Raw genomic sequence first — 25,590 nt, 5'->3', positions numbered from 1 at the left:
CTCTTCGCCAAGACCCTGATCACCGCCGCCGCCCTTGCTGCCGCTTTCGTTGCCGGCACCGCTCAGGCTTCGGGCCCGAAGGACAGCACCTTCGCCGGTGACAAGTACGGCTACGTGTTCCGCACCACCACGCCCGACGCCTTCACCGACGGCGCCCGCAGCGGCAAGTTCGACCCGTTCACCGAAGGCGCACGCGTTGGCAAGGCTGACCCATACACGGACGGCGCCCGGATCGTGGCCGGCCTGGACCGCACCGGCGTCTCGGCCTCGCCGTCGCGTACCGTTGACCAGTTCACCGATGGCGCTCGCGCCGGCAAGTTCGACCCGTACACCGATGGCGCACGCATCGTCGCCGGCCTGGATCGCACTGGCGTGTCTGCCACCCCGGCCCGTAGCGTGGATGCCTATACCGACGGTGCACGTACCGGCAAGTTCGATGTGTTCACGCAAGGCGCCAACGCCTGAGCTACGTGTGATGCCTGATCACACTGTGAATCAATCGGTAATCCAATGAATGCGGTGATGCATGCAAAGAGCCGGTAACACCGGCTCTTTGCCATTGCCGGCACCTCGAGGGTCCGCCGAAAGGCGGATGCATGCCATGACGACTCCGTCCGTACGCGATCAACTGCTGGAGCACACCCTGGTGCTGGTGCGGCAGCGTGGGTTCAATGGATTCAGTTACCGGGACCTGGCCGAGCGGGTAGGGGTCAAGACCTCCAGCATCCACTACCACTTTCCCTCCAAGGAGGACCTGGTGCAGGCGGCGGTGACGGAGTACAGCGCTCGCAACTCGGAGCGAGTGCGCGGCATCGATACCAGCCTGCCGGTGGACGAGCAGGCTCGCGCTTACCTCGCGCCCTGGCTGGCCACCGCGGGCGGCGACGCCATCTGCCTGGTGGGCATGCTGTCCGCGGATGCCGTATTCCTGCCGGATGCGGTGCATCGCATCCTCAAGGATTTCTACCGCCTGCACGAGACCTGGCTCACGCGCCTGCTGGAAACCGCACAGGCCGTGCAGCACAAGGCCTTGCCGATCCCGCCGCAGGCGCTGGCGCAAGCCGTGTTCGGCGCGCTGCAAAGCGGGCTGGTGGTCGCGCGGTTGTTCGGCGCGCCGCAGCGTATCGAGGCGGCGGCGGACCTGTTGACGGCATCGGTATCCGCCTAGGCGGCCCCGGGCATGTCACGGGCCCGGGGCCCTGAGCGCTCCGCGCGCGGCGAGCCGCCGGCGCCGGTTGAGCCAGAGCGGCACCGCGCCAATCGCGATGCCGCCCAGGGCCACCACGCGCGTGGCCGGGTCGAAGCTGGGAATGCTGTACAGCCCGATGAACCACAGGAACGTCGCGCTGCAAGCTGGCCAAAGCACTAGTAGCAACAACCTGACGGGTGCGCGGGCGGCACCGCGCCGGCAGTGCCAGGCACAGGCGAAGCCGGCTAGCCCGTAGTAGAACGCCACCTGGAAGCCGATGGCATTGACCGAGTCCTGGATGATCTGGCCCACGCTGTTGAAGCGCGCGGACAGCGCCAGCAGCAGCAAGCCGAACGATGCGATCACCGCGGTGGCCACCCACGGCGTGCGCCAGGTGCGGTGCAGTTCGGCATAGCGCGGGTGCAGCAGGCCATCGCGACCTTTGGCGTAGAGCGTGCGGGTGAACTGGAGGATCGAGGTTTCCAGCGTGCCCACGGTGCTGAGCATGACGGCCAGCACGGCCAGGTAGTCCCACGGCCGCGGGAACAGCCGCGAGGCGAGCGCAAACACGACGTTGGTGCCGGCTCGGCGGATCTCCTGGTCGCTCAGCACGGCCTGGCTGGCGATGACGAAGGTCATGAACAGTGCCAGCACGATGACCATCGCCATCAATGCGCCGCGCCCGGGCGCATGCGCCGGATCGCGCGTTTCCTCGGTCAGGTTCGCCGTCACGTCCCAGCCCCAGAAGAAGAACAACGCCACCAGTGCCCCATTGGCAAACAGCTGCGGGGTAAACCCAAATGGCGACAGCATCGCCAGCGAGGGCGGGTGGGCAAGCGGCAGCGGCGCGCGCAGCAGGGCAGCGAGCACGATCGCCGCCAGCACCCCGACCTCGACCAGCGTCATCGCCACCTGGGTGTAGCTGGTCAGCTTGACCCCCTTGACCACGATCACGCTTACCGCCAGCAGCCAGCCTGCGGCGACCAGGGTCACCACGGGCGGGCGCTCCGCCAGGGCCGGATCGAACAGGAGCAGGGTGGCGGTGGCGGCCGGAATGGTGCCGGATACCATGAATACCGCCGACGCCACCAACAGCGTCCAGCCCGCGAAAAAGCCGAGCGCCGGATGGAATATCTCGCAGACCCAGGTGTAGCAGGCGCCCGCGCTGGGCTGCAGCCGGTTCAGTTGCTGGTAGGACAGCGTCACGCCGAACATGATCAGGCCGCAATACAGCAGGCTGGCCGGCGCCAGGCCTCCCACCGTCGCGACCAAGGTGGCGGTGGTGGCCGCCAGGCTGAAGGCGGGCGCCGTGCCCGCCACGCCCATGACGACAGATTCGCCCAGCCCGAGTGCGCCTGCGTCCAGCGTTGCCGGTGAATTCCGATCCATGGCGAAGCTCCCCGTGCCATCGGTGGCCGGTGACGGCCTGCCGACAGCACCGTGCGCGAGCCCGTGGGGGCGGGCATGCTTCAGGCAACTATACTGCCTGCCCCCGCGTTTTCAACCGCTTCCGTGGGCTCACGGGCATTGCCGCAGTTCCCCGGCCAGCCAGTCGATCACGGGCCGGAACCGGGAAGCGCCGCGAAACTCCTGCGGATATGCCAGCCAGATTTCCCGCACCACCTCCGGCACCTCGCGCACCAGCGCGAGCCGGGCATCGTCCCGCGCCAGGTAGTGCGGCAGCAGGCCGATGCCCAAGCCGTTGCGAATGGCCTCGCGCACTGCCAGCAGGTTGTTCGACTGGAACCCCGTGCGTGCCGCCAGCGTGCGCGTCCATTCCGATTCCGGCAACGCCAGGCCTTCGTCCAGCAGGCCGCACAATGGCGCGCCGTCGAGATCCTGCTCGCGCCACGGGCCGGCGTTGGCGGGCCGTACCGGCGCATACAGGCCAAAGCCCATGCTGCCCGCGCGCTGCGCGATGGCATCGCTTTCCTGCGGCCGCGCCAGCCGCACCGCGATGTGGGCGCGGCGCCGCGCGAGGCTGGCGATGCGGTTGTCCGTTTCCAGCCTGACCTCGAGTTGCGGGTGCGCGCGATAGAGCCCGAACATGCGTGGTGTCAGGAAGTGGCTGCCGAGTGCGGCGGTGCAGGCGATGCTGACCACGCCGGACACGCCGCTGCCGGTGTCCTCCACTTCGCGCAGCAAGCGCTGCGCCGAACCCTCCATCTGCTGCGCCGCGGCCAGCGCCGAGCGGCCGGCCGCCGAGAGCGCGAACGCGCCATCGGTGCGTGTTGCCACGGGCTTGCCGAGCGCTGTCTCCAGGCGCCGGATGCGGCGGATCGCTGTCGCGTGCGTGACCTCAAGCTCACGGGCGCAGGCCGAGTAGTTGCCGGTGCGGATCAACGTGGACAGGGTGAGCAGGTCGTCCCAGTGGAGTGAACGTTTTTGCACAATGGATGTGAGCCGGTTGAGAATTGGCGAACAGCATAGCGCGGCTTATCATCGCTTGCATGGTAGTCGCCCTTGTGGCGCCTGCCCGTGTATCCCCACGCCGTTTCCGACACCTGACGCACAAGCAAAAGGAGCCATGATGACCACACCCTTTACCCTGCTCGACCTCGCCGGCGCCAGCCGTCTTCCTTCGGCGTGGGAGGCCGCCACGCTGGTGCTGATCGACCACCAGCGCGAGTATGTCGACGGCAAGCTCCCCCTGGTGGGCATGCCCGGCGCCATCGCGGCCTGCGGCGAACTCCTGGCGCTGGCGCGCCGGCATGGCAGCCCGGTGGTGCACGTGGTGCATCACGGGCGGGCCGGCAGCGGCGGCGCCTTCGATCCCGAGGGCCCATATGCGGCCATCATCCAAGGCCTGGAGCCGCTTGGCGGCGAGCATACCGTGGTCAAGGGCCTGCCCAACAGCTTTGCCGGCACCACGCTGGCCGCCATGCTGGACAAGCTTGGGCGCAAGGAACTGATCGTGGCGGGCTTCCAGACGCATATGTGCATCAGCGCCACGGTGCGCTCCGCGCTCGATCATGGCTATCGCAGCACCGTGGTGGCATCGGCCTGCGCTACGCGCGATCTGCCCGACCCGCTGGGCGGCGCGCCGCTGTCGGCGGCGCAGATCCACCGTAACTCGCTGGCGGCGCTGCATGACCGCTTTGCCACCGTGGTAGCTGGCCCGGGCGCCTGGGCCTAAAGGAAAACGGAAAACACGGCATGCCGCTGGCTTGCGCCGGGTGCCGCGCGGACCCCATGCGGGGCCGTCGCGGGGCTTGCAAATTGGTGCGTCGCCCTTGGGGCTGGTGCATACTACGGCCTCGCTGCCAGCCGGCGAGATCCGTCCGCAACCCGATTTTCCATTTCCATGAAACGCATTCTCCTCATCAAGATCACCTCTCTGGGCGATATGGTGCACACGTTGCCGTTGGTGTCCGACCTGCGGCGCGCCTTTCCCGAGGCCAAGATCGACTGGGTGGCCGATGCGTCGTGTGCCGATATTCCGCGCTGGGCCGTGGGCGTGGATCGCGTGATCGCGCCGCCGCTGCGCGGCTTCAAGAAATCCCGCAGTTGGGCCGACCTGCGTGCCATCATCGGCGCGCTGTGGTCCCTGCGCCGCGAGAAGTACGATGTGGTGGTGGATGTGCACGGCGTATACAAGAGCGCCATCGTGGCCTGGCTGGCGCGCTCCAGCCGGCGCCTGGGCTACGCCGCCGAGTACCTTGGCGAGGCGCGCGCCGTGTTTGCCTACACGCAGATCTTCGGGCCGCATGGCGACGCCACCGCGCGCCACAAGATGCGCATGGTGGTGGCCAATGCGCTTGGCTATCCGCTGGATCCCGTTGAGCATAACGCGCTGCGCGTGCCCGCGCCCGCGGCACCGCTCAATGCCGATGGCGTGCCGCGCGCGATGCTGTTCCACGCGACCTCCGTCGAGGCCAAGAAATGGCCTGCGCAGCGCTGGATCTCGGTCGGCCGGACGCTCACCGAGCGCGGCTACCGGATCCAGCTGCCCTGGGGTTCGCCCGCGGAGCGCGAGCAATCCGAAGCGCTGGCAGCGGAGATCCCCGGTGCCGAGGTCCTGCCGCGCATGACCATTACCGAATGCGCGCAACGGGTGGATGCCGCCGCGCTCGTGGTTGGCACCGATACCGGCTTCGTGCATCTGGCGGATGCGCTGGGCAAGCCGTCGGTGATGCTGTTCACGGTCACCGACAGCCAGCACTTCGGCATTAACACGCCCGGACAGTCCGTCTCCGTTGGCGCGCGTGGCGTGGTCCCGGAGATCGCGGACGTGCTCGCCGCGATCGGCCAGGTCACGGGCGGCCAGTCCAGGCCGCAGCTGGTGGCCGCCAGCCAGGGCTGATCGTCGCCCGCCCCGCTGCAACGGCGGGGCGTCCTGTCCACTTGCCCACTTGCGCGGCACCGGCGCTTCCCGGTGCCCGCGCCGCTCCCCCTTGTTCATCACGGCATGCAGGCCGTCCAGCTGGGCGGCCATCTGCGTTGCCCACGCTTGCCCGCATTCTTGCCTTGTGTTCTATATCGACCGATATATAATACGTTCTATATCGTGTGATACAGAATGTGTCCACCCCAACTAACCCGAGTCAGGCAAGCCGGAGCCACCATGGCGCGACCACGCGAATTCGATGAGCAGCAGGTGCTGGAGGCAGCCGGAGACGCATTCTGGGCGAATGGCTTCGAGGCCACCTCCACGCGTGATCTCGTGAAGTGCACGGGCTTGACGCAGCCCAGCCTGTACAACGCCTTCGGCGACAAGCGCGGGTTGTTCCTGCGGGCGCTGGAGCACTACCTCGACCGTACCCTGCGCGAGCGCATCGGCCGGCTGGAATCTTCGCGATCGCCCGCGCATGCCATTGCGGCGTTCTTTGGCGAGATCGTCGAGCGCTCGGTAGCGGACGTGCGGCACCGCGGCTGCATGCTGGTCAATGCCGCGGTGGAGTCCACGCCCGGCGACGAAGCCTGCCGGAAAGGCATCGCCGACGAGCTCGCCCAGATCCAGGATTTTTTCCAGCGCTGCATGGCAGCAGGGCAGGCGAGCGGCGAGATTCCCGCGGCCATGCCGGCGGCAGATGCGGCTGCGCATCTGCTGGCGGTGCTGCTCGGCGTGCGCGTGCTGGCCCGGGTCAGGCCGGAACGGGCGTTGCTGACGGGGGCCGTTGCCCCGGCGCTCAGCCTGCTGGGCCTGCCGCCGCTGCCCGCCGGAGCGCGCACGGCATGAGCCCGCATGAGCGCAACAAACACACGCCGTATCCGCAGGAATCCATCATGTCCGAGCACACAGCCACCGTCCCCGGTCCCGCGGCATCGACACTCGATGCCCGCGCGTTGTTCGCCACACTGGCCGGGTTGTGCGCCAGCCTGGTGGCCATCGGCCTGGCGCGCTTCGCCTATACGCCGCTGATTCCACCGCTGATCCAGGCGCACTGGTTCACCTCGCCGCAGGCGGTGACGCTGGGCGCGGCAAACTTTGCAGGCTACCTGGCCGGCGCGCTGCTGGGCCGTCCGATTGCCACGGCGCTGTCGAACCGCAATGCGCTGCGTGTGCTGATGGTGATCGCCACCGCCGCGTTCTTTGCCTGCGCGTATCCGTTGTCGGTGAGCTGGTTCTTTGTCTGGCGCTTTGCTTCCGGCGTGTCCGGCGGCGCCATCATGGTGCTGGTCGCCACCACGATCCTGCCGCATATTCCGGCCGCCCGGCGCGGCTTTGCCAGCGGCATGATCTTCCTGGGACTCGGGCTGGGCATCGCCGCCTCGGGCACCATCATTCCGGAGTTGCTGCGCCTGGGTTTGAAGGACACATGGATCGGCCTGGGCGTGTTCGCGGCCATCCTCACCGCCGTGAGCTGGTTCGGTTGGCCGGGCGCCGCACCGGCGGCACCGGCGGCCAGCGTGAGCGCAAGGCCGGCTCGGCGCGAGGGCGCAGCCATGCGCGTGTTGTACGGGCAGTACGCCGCGAACGCGCTGGGCCTTGTGCCGGCCATGGTGCTGCTGGTCGACTACGTGGCGCGCGGGCTCGGCCAAGGCGCGGAGGTCGGCGCCGGCTACTGGGTCTTGTATGGTGTCGCTGCCATCGCCGGTCCTCTGGTGTGCGGCAACGTGGCCGACCGCATCGGCTTTGGCCCGGCCTATCGCCTTGCGTTGCTGTCGCAGGCGATTGCCGTGGGCACGCTCGCATTGTCGGGCAGCCCGGTGCTGGTCGGCGTTGCCACCGTGGTCCTGGGCCTGTTCACGCCCGGCATCGTGCCGCTCGTGCTTGGGCGCATCCACGAGATGGTGCCGCACGACCATGCCGAGCAGCGCGCCGCGTGGAGCCGCGCCACCACCGCCTTCGCGCTGTTCCAGGCGCTTGGYGGCTACGGCTACTCGTACCTGTTCACGCTGTCCCACAACAATTACGCGCTGATCTTCCTGTGCGGCGCCACGGCGCTGGGCCTGGCGCTGGTCGCCGATCTCGTCACGCGGCGCGCGCCGCTCGCGGTGGCTGCGCACTGAAACGGCGCGGCAACGCAATCAAACCAGGCGTTCTAGAATGAAACGCCATGCATGCCGCAAGCCGGCGCCACAGACAGCAAGGAGTCTCCCCCATGAGTGAAAGTCAGTTGTTCCAACCCTTTTCGATTGGCAATCTACGGCTGGAAAACCGCATCGTGATCGCGCCCATGTGCCAGTACTCGGCCGAGGAGGGCTCGGCCGCCGACTGGCACATGATCCACCTCGGCCAGCTCGCGCTGTCGGGCGCCGCGATGCTGATCATCGAGGCCTCGGCTGTGTCGCCGGAGGGGCGCATCACGCCGGGGGACCTCGGCCTGTACTCGGATGCGAACGAGGCGGCGCTCGGCAAGGTCATCAAGGCTGCCAGGGCCCATTCGCCGATCGCGCTGGCGATACAGCTGGCGCATGCCGGGCGCAAGGCATCGAGCCATGCGCCCTGGGAAGGCGGCAGCCAGATCCGGCCGGACCAGCCGCTGGGCTGGAAGACACTGGCGCCATCCGCCGTGCCGCACGCCGAGGGCGAGGATGCGCCGTTGGCGCTCGACCGCGCGGGCATGGACAAGGTGCGGGATGATTTCGTTGCCGCGGCCAAGCGCGCGGCCCGCCTCGGGCTCGACGGCATCGAGCTCCACATGGCGCATGGCTACCTGCTGCATCAGTTCCTGTCGCCGCTGGCGAACAAGCGCGATGACGAATACGGCGGCAGCCTGGAGAACCGCATGCGGTTCCCGATCGAGGTGTTCGACGCAGTGCGCGCGGCATTTCCCGCGGACAAGCCGGTCTGGGCTCGCATCTCGGCCACCGACTGGGTGCCAGGCGGGTGGGATATCGACGGCACGATCGCGCTGTCGAACGCGCTCAAGGCACGCGGCTGCGCGGCCATCCATGTGACCACCGGCGGCGTTTCGCCCGCGCAGGCGATCAAGCTGGGGCCGGGCTATCAGGTGCCCTACGCGCAGCGGGTCAAGGCGGAGGTGGGCTTGCCGACCATCGCGGTGGGGCTCATCACCGAGCCCGAGCAGGCGGAAGCCATCATTGCCAACGGCGAAGCCGATGCGGTGTCGCTGGCGCGCGCCATGCTTTACGATCCGCGCTGGGCGTGGCATGCGGCGGCCAAGCTTGGCGCGCAGGTGCATGCGCCGAAGCAATACTGGCGCTCGCAGCCGCGCGAGTACAAGGACCTGTTCATCGATGCGAGTTTCGGGCAGCGCTAGGCTGCGCCGGAAAGCAAACGGCGTCCGGTTTCCGCGGGGGAAACCGGACGCCGCCGCCTTGCACGGGCTCAGCGTCGATCCATCAATCGGCCTGGATGCCGAACTCCTTGACGATCCTGGCGTAGCGTGTCGAGTCCGACGCGATCAGCTTGCTTAGCGTCGCAGGCTCGCCGCCCACCGGCGTGATGGCGATGGTTGCCATGCGTGCCACCACGTCAGGCATCTTCAGGATGTCGTTGACGTGCGTATTCAGCGTTTTCACCAGCTCCGGCGGCAGTCCCTTCGGTGCCAGCAGCGCTTGCCACGCGCCCACCTCCACATCCTTGTAGCCCAGCTCCGCGAGCGTCGGCACATTCGGCGCGAACGGCGAGCGCTTCATGTCCGCGACGGCCAGCGGCACGATGGCGCCCGTGCCGATGTACTGCGCCACCGCGCCCAGCGTGGAGTACGTCATGGGCACTTGCCCGCCGAGCACGTCGACCACCGCCGGCGCGGTGCCGCGATACGGCACCTGCGAGATGTTCACGCCCGCGGCCTTGTTGAACAGCTCGCCAAGGATGTGCATGGGCGATCCGTTGCCGGGCGTGGCGTAGGTCTGCACCGTGCCCGCCTTGGCGCGCGCGACCAGTTCGGGCAGCTTGGTAATGCCGGTGCCTTTGTTGACCACCACGAACAGCGACTGCACGCCAAGCTGGGCCACCGGCGTGAAATCGCCGCGCACGTCGTAGCTGGCACCCGTGCCGTTCTTGAGCACCAGCGGCGCGATCGCAACGGTGTTGGGCGCGACCAGCAAGGTGTAGCCATCGGCGGCGGATTTGGCGACGTACGAACTGCCGATGGTGCCGGCCGCGCCAGTGCGGTTCTCGACCACCACGGACTGGCGCAGGCGCGCCGAGAGCTTTTCGGCGAGCAGGCGGGCCAGCACGTCGGTGTCGCCGCCGGCCGGGTAGGCAACGACCAGCGTGATCGGTTTGGTGGGGTAGGTCTGCGCCCTGGCGCCGCCTGCCATCATGGCAGTCGTGGCCGCGACGGCAGCAAACAGAATGCGAGTTGCGAGCTTCATGGGGAAACGCCTCTAGATTGACTTCGTGCTGGCATGCGGCGCGTTGCGCGCCGCATGCCAGCCAGTGCCGCGCAGCGACGTGCCGGCGCTTAGAACGTGTGCTTGATGCCGATCATCGTGCCCATCTGGTTGCCGCCGGGCCTCGGGTTGGAGCCCGTCTGGGCGCCACTGACCGACAGGGCGAGCTGGCCGCCGTTGTCGATGAAGCCAGCCGTGGCGTACACGGAGGTGCGCTTGGAGAAGGCGTAGGTACCACGCAGCGCGTACAGCATCGCCTTGTTGTCGCTGTTGTGGTACTTGAGGTAGTAGACCTGGCCGGCCAGCGTGAACGCCGGCGTGATGTCATAGGCCAGGCCCGCATACCAGAGGTCGCTGCGCGGCGTGGGGCTGCCGTCATTGTCGCGGCGGATCACGCCCAGGCCCATCTTGGTCTTGGACAGCAGCACGTAGCCATTGAGCGAGAGCCGGTTGTCCGTCAGGCTGCTCTTGGTCAGGCCGCCAAACGCGCCAGGCCCGCCACGCAGCGAGTCATAGGCCGCAGCCACGCCCCACCACTTGTTGTCGTACTGGAGCAGGGCCGACCATTCGCGGCATTGCTTGCTGTCAGCCGCATTCTCGCCCGCGCAGTTGGTGCCGGCCGGGCTAGGGCCGGCGTTCACCGTGTCGCGGCCAAAGCTATAGGTGGCACCCACCGTGAAGCCGCCAAACGTGCCCTTGTAGGAAACGGCGTTGTCGGCGCGCGCGTTCGGCAGATAGCTGTCGAGCGAGCCCGAGCCGTACACGTTGGGGCCGAGGATGTCCGGGTCCAGCGTGGCCCAGAACAGCATGGTGTACTGGCGGCCCAGGGCGACCTGGCCCCAGGGGCCGGAGAGTCCCACCAAGGCCTGCCGGCCGAACAGGCGCGCGCCCTGGTTGGAGGTGCCGGAATCGGGGGCGAATCCGGATTCGAGCACAAACAGGCTCTTGAGCCCGCCGCCGAGATCCTCCGTGCCGCGGATGCCCCAGCGCGAAGGCACCGTGCCCGTCAGGGTGTTCACGCGGGCCACATTGTCCTTCGCCGCGCCAACATTGTTCACATACTCGATGCCGGTATCGACAACGCCATACAGCGTCACCGTCGATTGGGCCGAGGCCAGCATGGGTACTGCGGCTGCAAGGGCAGCCAGTGCAATCCGTCCAGGTTTCATTGTTCGTTTCCTCTTCCTTTTCCTTTTGCTTTTCCGCCGTGTCGGTTGGTTGGCGTTGCAGCGCTTCGTCAGGCCATCGTCGAGCTGGGTCTATGCCTGCTGCCAGGAGCACTTTCCCGCTTCTTTTGTTTTAWAGGTAAAACATCAGATTACATAAGAAACAACGAGCAAAATATAGCTGGTCATTTCGGGAAACACATGGGTGGGTAATCCCTAGTGATGCACAGACGCGACGAGCGGCCTGCACCAGAACGGCGCTGTTGCGCACCATGCTGCGCAACAGCGAGCAGGGCGGGGGCGCAGCCGCCAAGCCGGGGAGCCGCTCCCGTATTGGTATGCAAGGCTGTGCAAGGCCGTCGCGCCAAAAAGGGGATTTGCGGGCGCTTCAACGTCGGCGGAGAGCCGCGCCTGATGAATTATTTTTTGGAGGGGGTTAACCCGGATCAATTTCCGGATTCAGGCGGTCTATATTTCTTAAGTTTTATTTGCAAACTATGGTTTCATATATGGAACAAAATAATCCGGTGCAGCCACCCCAGCCGGCTGAAGCGTTGCTCCGCGCACTCGATAGCGGCTTCAGCGAGCGGCGCATAGCCGCTGGCCGCGACGGCGCGCCGCTCGCTTACCGGTGCGGCGGCAGCCACGGGCCGGTGGTGCTGCTGCTGCATGGCATCAGTTCCGGCGCGGCCTCCTGGCTCTCGTGCGCAAGCTTGCTGGCGGCGCACGCGCGCGTGATTGCGTGGGACGCGCCCGGCTATGGCAATTCGCAGGCCCTGCCCATCGCAGCGCCCAAGGCTGCCGACTACGCGCTGCGCTTGCAGGACCTGATGCGCGCCCTGGACGTACGGCCCGATGTGATCGTGGGGCACTCGCTCGGCGCGCTGATGGCGGCCGCCTATGTGGCCGAGGCTAGCCCGGCGCTGCTGCCCGCGCAGTTGCTGCTGCTTAGCCCGGCGCAGGGATACGGCGGCCCCGGCAAGGAGGACAAGGCAAGGGACGTGGCGCGCCAGCGGCTCGAAGCGCTGGCGGCCGTAGGCGTGGAAGGCCTGGCCGAGCGGGGCCCTGGCCGCTTGCTGAGCGCCGCGGCCAGCGCCGATATGCAAGCCTGGGTGCGCTGGAATATGCGCCGGCTGGATCCGGACGGTTACCGGCAGGCGGTGGCGATGCTGTGCGGCGATGTCATTGACGACTACCTTGGCCGCCGGGGGCAGGGCGTCAATGTGCGGGTCGGCTGCGGCGCGCTGGACGTCGTGACGCCGCCGCCCGGGTGCGCGGCGCTGGCGGAGCGCTTTGCCTTGCCGTTCGAGCTGATCCCGGATGCCGGGCATGCCTGCTATGTGGAGCAGGCCAGCCGGGTCGCGCGCTGGATTCGCCATGGGCTTGCCACGGCTTAGCCTTCCCCTTCCTCATCCTCTTCCTTCGTATCCCCTCGCCTCAGGCTGCCGCGCCGATGCCGTGCCACGTTCTCGTGGCATTGGTAACTCAAAAGGGTAAACCCCAGTCAATTTTTGAAGTTTCGTTGTCTATAGTGGTGTCTGTGTTCAATATTTAAATCAGCGTTTTATATGTGAAACAAAACGCTCGGTTAGCCGGTTGGCAATAAGGGAAAGGAGTAGCGCAATGGAAAACCTCGCATACAACCCGAATCTGGCGCCCTGGGAGCGTCCGGCTCCGAACAACGTCGCCGGCAAGGGCTACATCGAGCAGCCCGGCAAGGTGGCCAACATCGTATGGCAGACCCGCGCCGCCATGCCCACCGGCTACGAAGACGCGCTGGGCGACGCGCTGGAGGCCGCCTTCGAAGCCGGTGCGAAAAGCCCGGAAGACATCGTGCGCTCGTTTAACCAGGCGGGATTGCTGGGCGCGGATGGCCAGGCCTGGACCGAAGCGCGTTTCCTCGCCGAAATGCGTCGCCTGGGCGCCTGAACGAGGCACCACGCAGTTAAAGAACATCAAAGCGATTGYGTCACGAAGGGCAGTGCAATCAGGCGCCCCTCGAACGAGCGATCCGATCCGGTACCCGCAAGAGAGCAAACAATGGAATCGAACAAGCAAGCGCGTGCTGAGGCGCGCCTGAACACCGGCCTGCACAACTATTGGTATCCGGTATCGGCCGCGTGGGCGGTCACGCATGCACCGGTCGGCATTACGCGCCTGGGCCAGAACATCGTGCTGTGGCGCGATGGCGAAGGCCAGGTGCACGCGCTGGAAGATCGCTGCCCGCACCGCGGCGCGCGCCTGTCGATGGGCTGGAACCTTGGCGACCGCGTGGCCTGCTGGTACCACGGTGTGGAAGTGGGTGGCGATGGCCAGGTCAAGAGCGTGCCGGCGGTGGACAGCTGCCCGCTCGAGGGCAAGACCTGCGTGCGCAGCTACCCCGTGCAGGAAAAGGCCGGCGCCATCTTCCTGTGGTTCGGTGAGCGCGCTCCCGGGCAAGCCGATGCGCTGCGCCTGCCGGAAGAACTGGAAAGCGACGAGCACACCAATTTCCTGTGCGTGGCGCACTGGGACTGCAACTACCGCTACGCCATCGACAACGTCATGGACCCGATGCACGGCGCCTACCTGCACGCGGTGTCGCACTCGATGGCCAGCGGCGAAAAGCAGGCTGTGATGGCCGTGCGCGAGACCGACACCGGCCTGGTGTTCGAGAAGACCGGCCAGCGCGGCGTGAACTTCGACTGGGTGGAATTCGGCGAAACCGGCACGATGCGGCTGCGCCTGGCCATTCCGTATCGCGCCAAGGTGGGCCCCGGCGGTCCCTTCGGCATCGTCGGCATCGCTACGCCGGTGGATGAGGAGCACTGCATGGTGTTCTTCTGGCGCACCCGTCACGTGCAGGGCTGGGAGCGCGATGTCTGGCGCTTCCTGTACCGCAACCGCCTGGAGGGCCTGCACTGGGACGTGCTGGAGCAAGACCGCGTGGTGCTGGAAATGATGGCGCCGAACGCGCGCGAGCATGAAACGCTGTACCAGCACGATGTCGGCATCACCCGCGTGCGCCGCCTGCTGCGCCGCCGCGCCGACCAGGAAGTCGCGGACGAGCCCGTTGCCATGTTGAAGCCGGTTGGCGGGGTGGCGAGCCATGCCTGAGATCGATCGCCATAACCTGCTGGCTGGCCGGCGCGTGCTGGTGACCGGCGCGGCGCGCGGGCTTGGCCTGGCCTTTGCCACCGCGATTGCCGAAGCCGGCGGCGCAGTCGCCATGGCCGACATCCTCGCGGACCGTTTGGTCGAGCAAGCCGCTGCGCTGCAGGCCCGCGGACTGAAGGTGCTGCCGTTCGTGCTCGACCTGGGCAACCCCGAATCGGTGAGCGCCTGCGCCACCGCCGCTGCAGCCGGGCTCGGCGGCCTGGACGGGCTGGTCAACAACGCCGCGGTGACCGACTCCGGCGGCCGCGACGCCAGCGCCATCGACATCGCCACCTGGGACCGCGTGATGAACATCAACGTGCGCGGCACCTGGCTGATGACCACCGCCTGCCTGCCGGCGCTGCGCGCCTCGGGGCGCGGCGCCATCGTCAACCTGGCGTCCGACACGCCGCTGTGGGGCGCGCCCAACCTGCTGGCATACGTGGCCAGCAAAAGCGCCATCATCGGCATGACCCGTTCGCTGGCGCGCGAGCTGGGCGACGACCAGATCACCGTCAATGCCATCGCACCGGGGCTGACCCTGGTGGAGGCAACCGAATACGTGCCCCAGAAGCGGCGCGACCTCTATCGCGAGCAACGCGCGATTTCCCGCGAGCAGCTACCCGAGGATGTCTCCGGGGCCGTGCTGTTTGCCCTCTCCGACCTGTCCCGCTTCGTGACGGGCCAGACGCTGGCCGTCAACGGCGGCTTCGTCATGCACTGAGCTAGAAGGAATCCAAATGAGCGATCTTTCCCAACAAGACAACATCAAGCGTTCCTGGGAGCAGCCGTCCGGCGCTTCCTTCGACCAGTGGATGGAGAGCCGCGTCGCGCGCTTCTCCACCCGCCGCTACGACTGGGACGCGCTGAAGTTCCAGGCTGACTACGACCCCAAGTACCGCCGTGCGCAGATGCGCTACCTCGGCACCGGCGGCACCGGCGTGGCCACCGACACCAATACCGTGCCGTCCGAGAATTTCACCTTCTCGACCATGATCATCCCGGCCGGCCACGAAGGCCCGTCGCACCTGCACACGGACGTGGAAGAAGTCTTCTTCGTCATGCGCGGCAAGATCAAGCTGATCCTGGAAAAGGACGGCGAGCGTTTCGAAACCATCCTGACCGACCGCGACCTGGTCTCGGTGCCCCCCGGTGTGTACCGCGAGGAAATCAACATCGGCGAGGAAGACGCGCTGATGTGCGTGATGCTCGGCGCCAAGAAGCCGATCACGCCGACGTACCCGCCCGAGCATCCGCTCACCAAGGTCAAGCGCTGAAAAGCGCGCGGCCGGCGCGCCAATCCGGGTGCCGGCCCAGTTGAAACACAAGCCATCCCATGACTCAAGAACGCCTGTCGGAAGACATCCAGGACAAGTACATCGTGCCCGGGCTGGAACGGGGCCTGCGCCTGCTGGCCGAGTTCAGCCGCCGCGACCGCACCTTGTCGGCGGCCGACCTGGCGCGCCGGCTCAAGGTGCCTCGCTCCACGGTGTTCCGGCTGCTGGCCACGCTGGAGATGATGGGCTTTGTCGAACGCACCGACGGCGGCCGCGATTACCGCCTCGGCATGGCGGTGCTGCGCCTGGGCTTCGAGTACCTGGCTTCGCTGGAACTCACCGAGCTGGGGCGCCCGCTGCTGGATCGCCTGCGCGACGATATCCATTACCCGTGCAACCTGGTGGTGCGCGACGGCCGCTCGATCGTCTATGTGGCCAAGTCGGTGGCGCCCACGCCGTTCAGCAGTTCTGTCACCGTGGGGACCCGCCTGCCGGCGCACGCCACCGTGCTCGGACGCGTGCTGCTCGAAGACCTGACGCTGGCCGAGTTGCGCCAGCTCTATCCGGAGCCGCAGCTGGAAGTGTTCACGCCCAGCACGCCGCGCACTGTCGAAGCCCTGTTCGAGATGGTGCAGCGCGACCGCGAGCGCGGCGTGGTGCTGCAGGAAGCGTTCTTTGAGGCCAGCATCTCGACCATCGCGGCACCGGTGCGGGATCGTACCTGCAAGGTGGTGGCGGCGCTGGGCGTGACCATCCCGGCCTCGCGCATCGATCCGGAGCAACTGGACATGATGGAAGAGAAAGTCAGAGACACCGCGGGCGAGCTGTCTCGCCTGCTGGACTACCGCCCGCGTGAGCACGGCAAGGTGGTCAACCTGTATCGGGAGTGAGGACGATGTCCATGATTGAACTCGACGGCAAGGTTGCCGTCGTCACGGGTGGATCCTCGGGCATCGGCCTGGCCACCGTCGAACAACTGCTGGAATCACGCGCCGCCGTGGCGCTGTGCGGCCGCAACGAAGCGCGGCTGCGCGAGGCGGAAAGCCATCTGCGCGCACGCTTCCCCGATGCCCGCCTGTACGCCGCTGCCTGCAACGTGCTGGATCCCGCGCAGGTGGCCGCTTTTGCCGCCGCCAGCGAGGCCGCGCTCGGTCCGGCCGACATGCTGGTCAATAACGCAGGGCAGGGCCGCGTCTCCACGTTCGCGAACACCGAGGACGCGGCTTGGCTCGAAGAGCTGCAGCTCAAGTTCTTCTCGGTGATCCATGCCACGCGTGCATTCCTCGCGCAGCTGGAGCGCTCGGACAGCGGTGCCATCGTCTGCGTGAACTCGCTGCTGGCCGTGCAACCCGAGCCGCATATGGTGGCAACGTCGGCGGCGCGTGCCGGCGTGCATAACCTGGTGCGCTCGCTGGCAACCGAGTTCGCCCCCAAGGGCATCCGCGTCAACGGCATCCTGCTCGGCCTGGTCGAGTCGGGGCAGTGGCGCCGCCGCTTCGAAGCGCGCCCGCAAGCCGAGCGCGACCTCGACTGGGCCACGTGGACCGCGCGCCTGGCGCAGCAAAAACATATTCAACTAGGCCGTCTTGGCCTGCCGCAGGAAGCCGCCCGCGCGATCCTGTTCCTTGCCTCGCCGTTGTCTTCGTACACCACGGGCAGCCATATCGATATTTCCGGAGGACTTTCCCGTCATGCGTAACGAACAGCAACAAGTCACGGTGGGCTACGCCATCGCCGCCTTCCTCGAACAATGCGGCGTCAAGGCAGCGTTCGGCGTCATCTCGATCCACAACATGCCCATCCTCGACGCGATGGGCGAGCGCGGCAAGATCCGCTTCGTGCCCGCGCGCGGCGAAGCCGGCGGCACCAATATGGCCGACGCCTGCGCCCGCACCACGGGTGGCCTGGGCGTGTGCCTGACCAGCACCGGCACTGCCGCGGGCAACGCCGCCGGCGCCATGGTCGAAGCACTGACCGCCGGCACGCCGCTGCTGCACCTGACCGGCCAGATCGAAACGCCGTACCTGGACCAGAGCCTGGCCTACATCCATGAGGCGCCGGACCAGCTGACCATGCTGAAGGCCATCTCCAAGGCCGCGTTCCGCATCCGCAGCGCCGATACCGCGCTGAGCACCATCAAGCTCGCCGTGCAAACCGCGCTGACCGCGCCGAGCGGCCCCGTCAGCGTGGAAATCCCCATCGACATCCAGGCCGCGCTGATCCCGATGCCGACCGACCTGCGCCCGCTGGCGGTTCCCACCCACGTGCCTTCGGCCCATGCGCTGGACGAACTCGCCGAGCGCCTGTCCAAGGCAAAGCGCCCGCTGCTGTGGCTGGGTGGCGGCGCACGCCACGCTGGCGCGCAGGTCAAGCGTCTGCTGGCGCTGGGCTTTGGTGTTGTCACCAGCACGCAAGGCCGCGGCATCGTGGCCGAAGACGATCCGCGTTCGCTGGGTGCCTTCAACCTGCACAAGCCGGTCGAGCAGTTCTATCAAACCTGCGACGCCATGCTGGTGGTGGGTTCGCGCCTGCGCGGCAATGAAACGCTGAAGTACGAACTGAAGCTGCCGCGCCCGCTGTTCCGCGTGGACGCCGATGCATCCGCCGAAGGCCGCTGCTACCAGAGCGACTACTTCGCCAGCGGCGATGCGGCCCTCGCACTCGACGGCCTGGCCGACCGCCTGGAAGGCAAGCTGAAGGTCGATCCGAATTTCGCCGCCGACCTGCGCGCCGCGCATGAGACCGCCACAAACGGCCTGATCGACGGCCTGGGCCCGTACTCGGCACTGGTGGAAGCGCTGCAGGGCGCGGTAGGCCGCAACTTCAACTGGGTGCGCGACGTGACCGTCTCCAACAGCACCTGGGGCAATCGCCAGCTGCACATTTTTGACTCCCGTGCCGGCGTGCATGCGCTGGGCGGCGGCATCGGCCAGGGCCTGGCGATGGGCATCGGCGCCGCCGTGGGCGCGGCGGTGACGGCTTCCGGCAAGAAGACGTTCTGCCTGGCCGGCGACGGCGGCTTCATCCTGAACCTGGGTGAACTGGCTACCGCCGTGCAGGAACGCGCCGACGTGGTCTTCGTGCTGATGAACGACAAGGGCTACGGCGTGATCAAGAACATCCAGGACGCGCAGTACGGCGGACGGCGCCACTACGTGGATCTGCATACGCCGGACTACGCGCAACTGTCGCAATCGCTGGCCTTGCGCCATCGCCGCGTCAGCAACCTGGCCGACGTGGGCGTGGCACTGGAAGAAGCCACCATCGAACCCGGCCCGTTCCTGCTCGAGATCGACATGCTGTCCATCGGCACCTTCAAGACCGCGTTCGCAGGCCCGCCGGTCAACAAGGAAGCCGACGCGGAGGCTGAGAAGACCGCACGCGCGGCCGAACGCAGCACTGTGACCGCCTGAGGGAGACGCAACATGCTGCACGTGTCGATGGTGGGATGCGGAGCGATCGGGCGCGGTGTGCTCGAGCTGCTCAAGAGCGATCCGGACGTGGTCTTCGACGTGGTGGTGGTGCCCGAGGCCCAGATGGACCAGGCGCGCCACGATGTCTCGGCGCTGGCGCCGCACGCACGGGTTGCCACCTGCCTGAGCCAGGCGGACGGACGGCCTGACCTGCTGGTGGAGTGCGCTGGCCACCATGCGCTGGAAGAGCACATCGTGCCGGCGCTGGAGCGCGGCATCGCCTGCATGGTGGTGTCGGTGGGCGCGCTCTCCGAACCGGGCCTGGCCGAGCGGCTGGAAGCCGCGGCACGGCGCGGCGGCACGCAGGTGCAGCTGCTCTCCGGCGCAATCGGTGCCATCGACGCATTGGCGGCAGCGCGCGTGGGCGGGCTGGACTCGGTGGTCTACACCGGGCGCAAGCCGCCCGGCGCATGGAAGGACACGCCGGCCGAGGCGCTGTTCGACCTCGACGCGCTGACCGAATCCACGGTGATCTTCGAAGGCACCGCCCGCGAAGCGGCGCGGCTCTACCCGAAGAACGCCAACGTGGCGGCCACGCTGTCGATGGCCGGCCTCGGGCTGGACCACACGCAGGTCAAGCTGCTGGCGGATCCGGGCGTGGATGAAAACGTGCACCACGTGGAAGCGCGCGGCGCCTTCGGCGGTTTCGAGCTGACCATGCGCGGCAAGCCGCTGGCAGCGAACCCCAAGACTTCGGCGCTGACGGTGTTCAGCGTGGTGCGTGCGCTGGGCAACCGTGCCCACGCCATGTCGATTTAAGCAGGCAGCAAGGCAATCATCATGAAGCAAGAGATTCTCCCCATCTGTATCGCAGGCCAGTGGCGCCTGGGCGGCGGCGAGCGCTACGCAACACGCTACCCGGCCACCGGCGAGGTCGTCGCGGAGCTGAACGCGGCTAGCCTGGACGACGTGGAAGAGGCCGTGCAGGGCGCGCATCGCGCGTTCCTCACCAGCGGCTGGGCGCAACGCAAGCCGCACGAGCGTGCAGCCGTGCTGCATCGCGTGGCCGACCTGATCCGCGCGCGCGCCGAGCCGCTGGCCCAGCGCCAGCGCCTGGACAACGGCAAGCCCATCAGCGAGACGCGCGCGCTGGTGGCCAGCGCTGCCGGCACGTTCCAGTTCTTCGCGGCGGCCTGCGAAACCCTGGAGGAGACGCTCACGCCCGCGCGTGGTGATTTCCTTACCATGAGCGTGCACGAAGCCATGGGCGTGGTGGCGGCGATCACGCCGTGGAATTCGCCCATCGCCAGCGAGGCACAGAAGCTGGCGCCCGCGCTGGCCGCCGGCAACGCGGTGGTGATCAAGCCCGCCGAGATCACGCCGCTGATGGCGCTGGAACTCGCCGCCATCTGCGAGGAAGCCGGCGTGCCCAAGGGCCTCGTCAGCGTGCTGCCGGGCAAGGGCTCGGTGATCGGTGACGCCATTACCAAGCACCCGCTGGTGCGCCGCGTGTCCTTCACCGGTGGCACCACCACGGGACGCCATATCGCCCACATCGCCGCCGACAAGATGATGCCGGTGTCGCTGGAGCTGGGCGGAAAGTCGCCCACCATGGTGTTCGAGGATGCGGATCTGGACCACGCCGTCAACGGCGTGCTGTACGGCATCTTCAGTTCCTCGGGCGAATCGTGCATCGCGGGCTCGCGCCTGTTCGTGGCACGTTCCTTGTATGAGCCTTTCATGGACCGCTTGGCCGAGGGCGCGGCGCGCCTGCGCGTAGGCGATCCGGCCGACGAGGGCACCCAGATGGGGCCGCTGATCAGCGATCGCCACCGCGACTCGATCGAATCGTACGTGGCGCTTGGCGTATCCGAAGGCGGCCAACTGCGCACGGGTGGCATCCGCCCCACGGTGGCGGGCTGCGAGAACGGCTACTTCTACACGCCGACCATCATCGAGGGGCTGGATAACAGCGCCCGCGTATGCCAGGAGGAAATCTTCGGGCCGGTGCTGGTGGCGATGGCCTTCGACGACGAGGACGATCTGATCGCACAAGCCAACGACAGCGTGTACGCGCTGGCGGCCGGCGTGTGGACGCGCGACTACAAGCGTGCATGGCGCTTTGCGCGCGCGGTCCAGGCGGGCAACGTGTGGATCAATACGTACAAGCAGTTCTCGATCTCGACGCCGTTCGGCGGCTGGCGCGACAGCGGGCTGGGGCGCGAGAAGGGACGACTGGGGATCCTGCAGTACATGGAACAAAAGAGCGTGTATTGGGGCATGCATGAACAACCGCTGCCGTGGGCTAACTAAGTGAGCGCGACGACTTTGGACGCTGCAAAAGCGACACAGCAGGAGAGGGTAATGAACACGATTCTGGGCATCGACGAAATCGTCTACGGTGCCGACGACCTGGACGCCTGCCGGCGCTTCTTCGCCGACTGGGGCCTCACGCTGGTGCGCGAGGACGCGGCCGGGCTGGATTTCGAGACGCTGAACGGCTGCCGCGTGCTGGTGCGCCGCATCGGCGACCCGGCACTGCCGGCGGCAATGGAAGACGGCCCGACATTGCGCGAGGTGGTATGGGGCGTGGACACGCAAGCGGCGCTGGACCGGATTGCGGATGCCATCCGCGCCGAGCCGGGCTTCGTCAGCACGGGCGAGCACGGCGTGCGGGGCGAGCAAGGCGAACGCGTAGGCTGCACGGATCCGAACGGCCTGGCCGTGCGCTTCCAGCTGACCCGCAAGCGCGAGGTCGAGGTGGAATGCGCCGCGATGAACACGTGGAACGACAAGCCGCGCCTGAACCAGCGCAGCCCGATCTACGAACGCGCCACGCCGATCGAGGTGGGGCACGTGGTGTTCTTCGTCAAGGACGTGGCGGCGACCGAGCGCTTCTACACCGAGAAGCTGGGCTTCGTGCCGTCTGACCATTATCCGGGCCGTGGCGCTTTCCTGCGCTGCGCGCCGGACGGCGGCCACCACGATCTGTTTCTGCTGCAGCTGCCGCAGGCCAAGAGCGGGCTGAACCATGTCGCCTTTACCGTGCGCGATATCCATGAGGTGTTCGGCGGCGGCCTGCATGTGTCGCGCGGTGGCTGGGATACGCAGCTTGGCCCGGGCCGGCATCCGATTTCGTCGGCGTATTTCTGGTACTTCAAGAATCCGGCCGGCGGCCTGATCGAGTACTACGCCGATGAAGACCAGCTGGATGCCGAATGGGAGCCGCGCGATTTCGAGCCGGGCCCGACCATGTTCGCCGAATGGGCGGTGGAAGGCGGGCTGGATGGCAATACGCGCCGGCAGAAGAACGCGGGCGGCCCGCAGGGCAAGTTCCTGACGGAGAAGCGCTGAGCACGGCGCGGCCACACCGGCAACGCAGGCAAATAAAGCAAGACCAGCAAGACAAGCAACTCGAAGCAACCGAAGGAAGTGCCATGAGTACCAGCCAATCCCTGAGCCTGCGCGTGCAGGCCATGCGTTTCGAAGCGCGCGGCATCGTCAGCGTGGAACTGCGCGATCCGCACGGGCATGCGTTGCCCGAGTACGCGCCGGGCGCGCATATCGACCTGCATCTGGGCAATGGCCTGGTGCGCAGCTACTCGCTGTGCGGTGCRCCGGAAGTGCGCGACCGCTACGTGGTGGGCGTGCTGCTCGACCGCGCAAGCCGTGGCGGCTCGCGCTATGTGCATGAGCAACTGCGGGTGGGCAGCACGCTCACCGTGGCGGCGCCGCGCAACCACTTCGTGCTGGATGAGGGTGCGGCACACACGGTGCTGGTGGCCGGCGGCATCGGCGTGACGCCGATCGTGTGCATGGCGCGCCGGCTGCATCAGCTTGGGCGTTCCTTCACGTTGCTTTACTGCGCACGCTCGCGTGAGGAAGCTGCCTTCGCGGGCGAGCTGGCCGCCTACGGCGACGCGGTGCGCATGCACTTCGACGACGAGGCGGGCAGCCCGCCGGACCTGTCAGCGCTGCTGGCGGGGCAAGCCGCCAGCACGCACTTCTATTGCTGCGGCCCGGGCCCGATGCTGAATGCCTTCGAAGCCGCCTGCGCTGGCCATGGCTATCCCGAAGTCCATATCGAACGCTTCGCCGCCGACCCGTCGGTGGCGGCGGTGCAGGACGGCGAGTACACCGTGGCGCTGGCAAGCACGGGTAGCGAGCTGAAAGTGCCCGCAGGCAAGTCCCTGCTGGATGCCTTGCTCGAAGCGGGCATCGCGGTGGAGCACAGCTGCAAGGAAGGCGTATGCGGCTCGTGCGAAACGCGCGTGCTCGAAGGCATTCCCGAACACCGTGACGGCGTGCTCAGCAAGAGCGAGCGCGAGTCGAACCAGACCATGATGGTTTGCGTGTCAGGCTGCAAAGGCAAGCGCCTGGTCCTGGACCTCTAAGCGCGCCACCGCGCGCCGCATCCATCGCGGCGCCAACGGTGGTGGCCATTGCCGGGCAAGTCCGGCAATGCGCCAGCGCGGGGCGGCTGCCTGCCTCGGATACTTTAGAAGAGAAACACCGTGTTGATCCAGAGACAAGAGGCCCCGTTCGCCAACGCGAACGCCGAGGGTGTGGCGACCCCATCCAGCAGCATCACGGCAGGCGGTGGCGAGCGCGCCAGTGACGCCCGCGTGGCAGCCACCCGGGGCGAGATCATCGCCCGCATCGAGCGCCTGCCCAGCAATGGCATGCATGTCAGGGCGCGGCTGCTGATTGGCCTGGCCACGTTCTTCGATGGCTTCGACGTCATCGCCATCGCCGCCACGCTGCCGCTGCTGATTTCCATGTGGTCGCTCACGCCGGGCCAGATCGGCTTCCTGATCGCGGCGCCGTCGGTCGGGCAACTGATCGGCGCGCTGCTGTTTCCCGCCCTGGCCGAGCGCTTTGGCCGCCTTAACTCGATTGGCTGGAGCGCGGGCATCATCGGGCTGATGAGCATCGCCTGCGGCTTCGCGCCCTCGTTCGAGATCTTTGCCTTGCTGCGCATCGTGCAGGGCCTTGGCCTGGGCGGCGAATTGCCGGTGGCAGCCACCTATATCAACGAAGTGACGCGTGCCCACGGGCGCGGGCGCTTCGTGCTGCTGTACGAGGTGGTGTTCCCGATCGGCCTGCTGATCTCCAATGCCGTCGGCGCGTGGCTGGTGCCGCGGTTCGGCTGGACAGTGATGTACTTCATCGGCGGCGCCCCGGTGATCCTGTTCTTCATCCTGCGCCGGGCCATTCCCGAGTCGCCGCGCTGGCTGGCGGAGAAGGGCCGCCTGGCCGAAGCCGACCGCGCGCTCGTGGTGTTCGAGTCGCGGGCCAAGGGGCCGCTGGCGCCGCTGGGCGATGTGTCCGCGTACGACGCGATGACCGGCAAGCACCCGCGCCGGCGTGTCCGGGATCTGCTGAGCAAGGCCTATATTGGCCGCACACTGGCGGTGTGGATGCTGTGGGCGACCTGCGGCTTCATCCAGTACGGGCTGTCGACCTGGTTGCCGACGATCTACAAGACGGTGTATCACGCACCGCTGCAACTGGCGCTGAACCTGGCCGCGGGCGCATCGGTGCTCGGGGTGATCGGCTCGCTGGTGTGCGCGATGATCGTCGACAAGGTGGGCCGCAAGCCGGTGATCAACGTCTCGTTCATCCTGTGCGCGATATCGCTGGCGCTGGCTGGCGTGTTCCACGCGGAGTCGGTGTACGTCGTGGCCGGGCTCTGCGCACTCTCGCTCGGTTTCCTGGCGAGTGGCTTTATCACGGCCTACGTGTACACGCCGGAGCTGTATCCCACCAGCATCCGCGCCATGGGCTGCGGCTTTGGGGGGGCGTGGCTGAAGCTGGCGGCGATCTTCGCGCCGACGCTGGTGGCCAGCACGATCGGCTCTGGCAATCTCAGCACCGCGTTCTATGCACTGGCCACGGTGCCGTTCGTGGCGGCGCTGACCATCCATTTCCTTGGCATCGAGACCAAGGGCAAGGTGCTCGAGCAACTCGAGGCCTGATCCGCGGCGCACGACATGAAGCCCGTGGCAGCGCCAGCTGCCACGGGCTTTGTTCGTTCTCGTGCGTGCTTATTTGCCCTCGCCCTCGCCCCCGCCCGCGTCGCCGCGCCCGGGCGTCACGCACAGGCCGTGCAGCTTCCTCAGCGCCTGGTACATCGCGCGGCGCTCCTCTGGCTCCAACAGCCGGATCACCTCCGCCTGGCCCTTCCTGGCCAGCGGCATCACTTGCTCATGCAGCGCCAGGCCTTCCGGCGTGATGCTGCAGATCAGCTTCTTGCGCGGCGTGTTGCCCTCGGCATCCAGTTTCACCAGCCCGCGGCCCTCGAGCAGCCGCAGCGTTCGGCTCACCAGCGCCTTGTCCGATGTGGATTGCAGCACCAGTTCGGCAAAAGGCAGCTGCCGCGCGTGCGCCAGCAGCGCCAGCAGTCGCCACTCGGGCACCGTGAGCGCGAACTGCTCGGCGTAGGGCAGCGTCACGGTGCGCCGCAGGGCGTTGACCAACTGGCTGAGCATCGTCGTCAGGAAGTCGTCGACATCGAGCCCGTTGCCTTGCTCGTCCAGTTGCGCCCAGGGGCAGTCGGTTGTCGGGGGCACTGCTGTGTCGCCGGTGTCGCTTGTCGTTCCGGCTGCGCGCTTCATCAGATCCATGTCGCTCAAGAGATGCCGCCGGACGGCGGCTGATCA

The 25,590-nt window shown here is 67.4% G+C and carries 25 protein-coding genes; 20 read left to right on the top strand and 5 right to left on the bottom strand.

What is annotated here, in order from left to right; genetic code table 11:
• Together AB4061_RS20650 and AB4061_RS20645 are read left to right on the top strand one after the other, a co-directional pair.
• The coding region (locus AB4061_RS20650; RefSeq protein ID WP_441637007.1) for a copper resistance protein CopQ at positions 1–465 on the top strand (465 nt) is incomplete at its 5' end.
• Between the two features lie 136 nt (positions 466–601).
• On the top strand, positions 602–1,168 hold the full coding sequence (locus AB4061_RS20645; RefSeq protein WP_441637005.1) for a TetR/AcrR family transcriptional regulator: 567 nt from the start codon (positions 602–604) through the stop codon (positions 1,166–1,168).
• 15 nt (positions 1,169–1,183) lie between these two features.
• Here the strand turns inward: AB4061_RS20645 and AB4061_RS20640 are convergent, their stop codons facing one another.
• A complete protein-coding gene (locus AB4061_RS20640) occupies positions 1,184–2,578 on the bottom strand; it encodes an APC family permease (protein WP_441637003.1) in 1,395 nt (464 codons plus the stop codon).
• 129 nt (positions 2,579–2,707) lie between these two features.
• Complete coding sequence (locus tag AB4061_RS20635) at positions 2,708–3,580, bottom strand: LysR family transcriptional regulator (RefSeq protein ID WP_441637001.1); 873 nt, start codon at positions 3,578–3,580, stop codon at positions 2,708–2,710.
• A 139-nt stretch (positions 3,581–3,719) separates the two neighbouring features.
• Between AB4061_RS20635 and AB4061_RS20630 the strand changes: the two genes are divergently transcribed.
• The 5 genes from AB4061_RS20630 (at position 3,720) to AB4061_RS20610 (ending at position 8,856) form a co-directional block, all read left to right on the top strand.
• The gene (locus AB4061_RS20630) at positions 3,720–4,325 is read left to right on the top strand and encodes a cysteine hydrolase family protein (protein ID WP_441637019.1); all 606 of its coding nucleotides are present in this window, start codon (positions 3,720–3,722) and stop codon (positions 4,323–4,325) included.
• 168 nt (positions 4,326–4,493) lie between these two features.
• On the top strand, positions 4,494–5,492 hold the full coding sequence (gene waaC, locus AB4061_RS20625) for a lipopolysaccharide heptosyltransferase I (protein ID WP_441636999.1): 999 nt from the start codon (positions 4,494–4,496) through the stop codon (positions 5,490–5,492).
• Between the two features lie 261 nt (positions 5,493–5,753).
• Positions 5,754–6,368, top strand: coding sequence for a TetR/AcrR family transcriptional regulator (locus tag AB4061_RS20620; protein WP_441636997.1), 615 nt, complete (start codon positions 5,754–5,756; stop codon positions 6,366–6,368).
• Between the two features lie 47 nt (positions 6,369–6,415).
• Entirely contained in the window at positions 6,416–7,642 is a 1,227-nt protein-coding gene (locus tag AB4061_RS20615) for a YbfB/YjiJ family MFS transporter (RefSeq protein WP_441636995.1), read from the top strand.
• A gap of 92 nt (positions 7,643–7,734) precedes the next feature.
• A complete protein-coding gene (locus tag AB4061_RS20610; RefSeq protein WP_441636994.1) occupies positions 7,735–8,856 on the top strand; it encodes an NADH:flavin oxidoreductase/NADH oxidase in 1,122 nt (373 codons plus the stop codon).
• Positions 8,857–8,938: 82 nt separating this feature from the next.
• Here the strand turns inward: AB4061_RS20610 and AB4061_RS20605 are convergent, their stop codons facing one another.
• Complete coding sequence (locus AB4061_RS20605; protein WP_441636992.1) at positions 8,939–9,919, bottom strand: Bug family tripartite tricarboxylate transporter substrate binding protein; 981 nt, start codon at positions 9,917–9,919, stop codon at positions 8,939–8,941.
• 89 nt (positions 9,920–10,008) lie between these two features.
• Positions 10,009–11,106 (bottom strand): porin, encoded by a 1,098-nt coding sequence (locus AB4061_RS20600; protein ID WP_441636990.1) that lies wholly within the window; start codon positions 11,104–11,106, stop codon positions 10,009–10,011.
• A gap of 506 nt (positions 11,107–11,612) precedes the next feature.
• Here AB4061_RS20600 and AB4061_RS20595 point away from each other — a divergent pair.
• The 13 genes from AB4061_RS20595 (at position 11,613) to AB4061_RS20535 (ending at position 24,906) form a co-directional block, all read left to right on the top strand.
• On the top strand, positions 11,613–12,500 hold the full coding sequence (locus tag AB4061_RS20595) for an alpha/beta fold hydrolase (protein ID WP_441636988.1): 888 nt from the start codon (positions 11,613–11,615) through the stop codon (positions 12,498–12,500).
• A gap of 226 nt (positions 12,501–12,726) precedes the next feature.
• Positions 12,727–13,032, top strand: a complete 306-nt coding sequence (locus AB4061_RS20590) for a recombinase-like helix-turn-helix domain-containing protein (protein WP_441636986.1) — start codon at positions 12,727–12,729, stop codon at positions 13,030–13,032.
• A gap of 111 nt (positions 13,033–13,143) precedes the next feature.
• On the top strand, positions 13,144–14,199 hold the full coding sequence (locus tag AB4061_RS20585) for a Rieske 2Fe-2S domain-containing protein (RefSeq protein ID WP_441636984.1): 1,056 nt from the start codon (positions 13,144–13,146) through the stop codon (positions 14,197–14,199).
• The gene (locus tag AB4061_RS20580) at positions 14,192–14,962 is read left to right on the top strand and encodes an SDR family oxidoreductase (RefSeq protein ID WP_441636982.1); all 771 of its coding nucleotides are present in this window, start codon (positions 14,192–14,194) and stop codon (positions 14,960–14,962) included. The genes AB4061_RS20585 and AB4061_RS20580 overlap by 8 nt, the downstream gene beginning before the upstream one ends.
• 16 nt (positions 14,963–14,978) lie before the next feature.
• Positions 14,979–15,515: a cupin domain-containing protein gene (locus AB4061_RS20575; RefSeq protein ID WP_006157660.1), complete on the top strand. Its 537-nt coding sequence runs from the start codon at positions 14,979–14,981 to the stop codon at positions 15,513–15,515.
• 59 nt (positions 15,516–15,574) lie between these two features.
• Entirely contained in the window at positions 15,575–16,405 is an 831-nt protein-coding gene (locus AB4061_RS20570) for an IclR family transcriptional regulator (protein WP_441636980.1), read from the top strand.
• Between the two features lie 5 nt (positions 16,406–16,410).
• Complete coding sequence (locus tag AB4061_RS20565; protein ID WP_441636978.1) at positions 16,411–17,214, top strand: SDR family oxidoreductase; 804 nt, start codon at positions 16,411–16,413, stop codon at positions 17,212–17,214.
• Positions 17,207–18,928: a thiamine pyrophosphate-binding protein gene (locus tag AB4061_RS20560; protein ID WP_441636977.1), complete on the top strand. Its 1,722-nt coding sequence runs from the start codon at positions 17,207–17,209 to the stop codon at positions 18,926–18,928. Before AB4061_RS20565 ends, AB4061_RS20560 begins: the two co-directional genes overlap by 8 nt.
• A 12-nt stretch (positions 18,929–18,940) precedes the next feature.
• Positions 18,941–19,747, top strand: a complete 807-nt coding sequence (locus AB4061_RS20555) for an aspartate dehydrogenase (protein WP_441636975.1) — start codon at positions 18,941–18,943, stop codon at positions 19,745–19,747.
• A 21-nt stretch (positions 19,748–19,768) separates the two neighbouring features.
• On the top strand, positions 19,769–21,241 hold the full coding sequence (locus AB4061_RS20550; RefSeq protein WP_441636973.1) for an aldehyde dehydrogenase: 1,473 nt from the start codon (positions 19,769–19,771) through the stop codon (positions 21,239–21,241).
• 51 nt (positions 21,242–21,292) lie between these two features.
• A complete protein-coding gene (locus tag AB4061_RS20545; RefSeq protein ID WP_441636971.1) occupies positions 21,293–22,282 on the top strand; it encodes a VOC family protein in 990 nt (329 codons plus the stop codon).
• A gap of 83 nt (positions 22,283–22,365) precedes the next feature.
• Positions 22,366–23,322 carry a PDR/VanB family oxidoreductase gene (locus AB4061_RS20540; RefSeq protein ID WP_441636970.1) on the top strand — a complete coding sequence of 319 codons (957 nt, stop codon included), beginning with the start codon at positions 22,366–22,368 and terminating at the stop codon, positions 23,320–23,322.
• Positions 23,323–23,610: 288 nt separating this feature from the next.
• Positions 23,611–24,906: an MFS transporter gene (locus AB4061_RS20535; RefSeq protein ID WP_441637017.1), complete on the top strand. Its 1,296-nt coding sequence runs from the start codon at positions 23,611–23,613 to the stop codon at positions 24,904–24,906.
• A 69-nt stretch (positions 24,907–24,975) separates the two neighbouring features.
• Here AB4061_RS20535 and AB4061_RS20530 read toward each other — a convergent pair whose 3' ends face one another.
• Complete coding sequence (locus tag AB4061_RS20530; protein ID WP_441636969.1) at positions 24,976–25,554, bottom strand: MarR family winged helix-turn-helix transcriptional regulator; 579 nt, start codon at positions 25,552–25,554, stop codon at positions 24,976–24,978.
• Positions 25,555–25,590 lie beyond the last annotated feature (36 nt).

The organism is Cupriavidus sp. YAF13, from assembly GCF_052113425.1.
Taxonomy (GTDB): Bacteria; Pseudomonadota; Gammaproteobacteria; order Burkholderiales; family Burkholderiaceae; genus Cupriavidus.
Note: the sequence above shows the minus strand (reverse complement) of the source record. Positions and strands in the feature narration are given on the sequence as shown.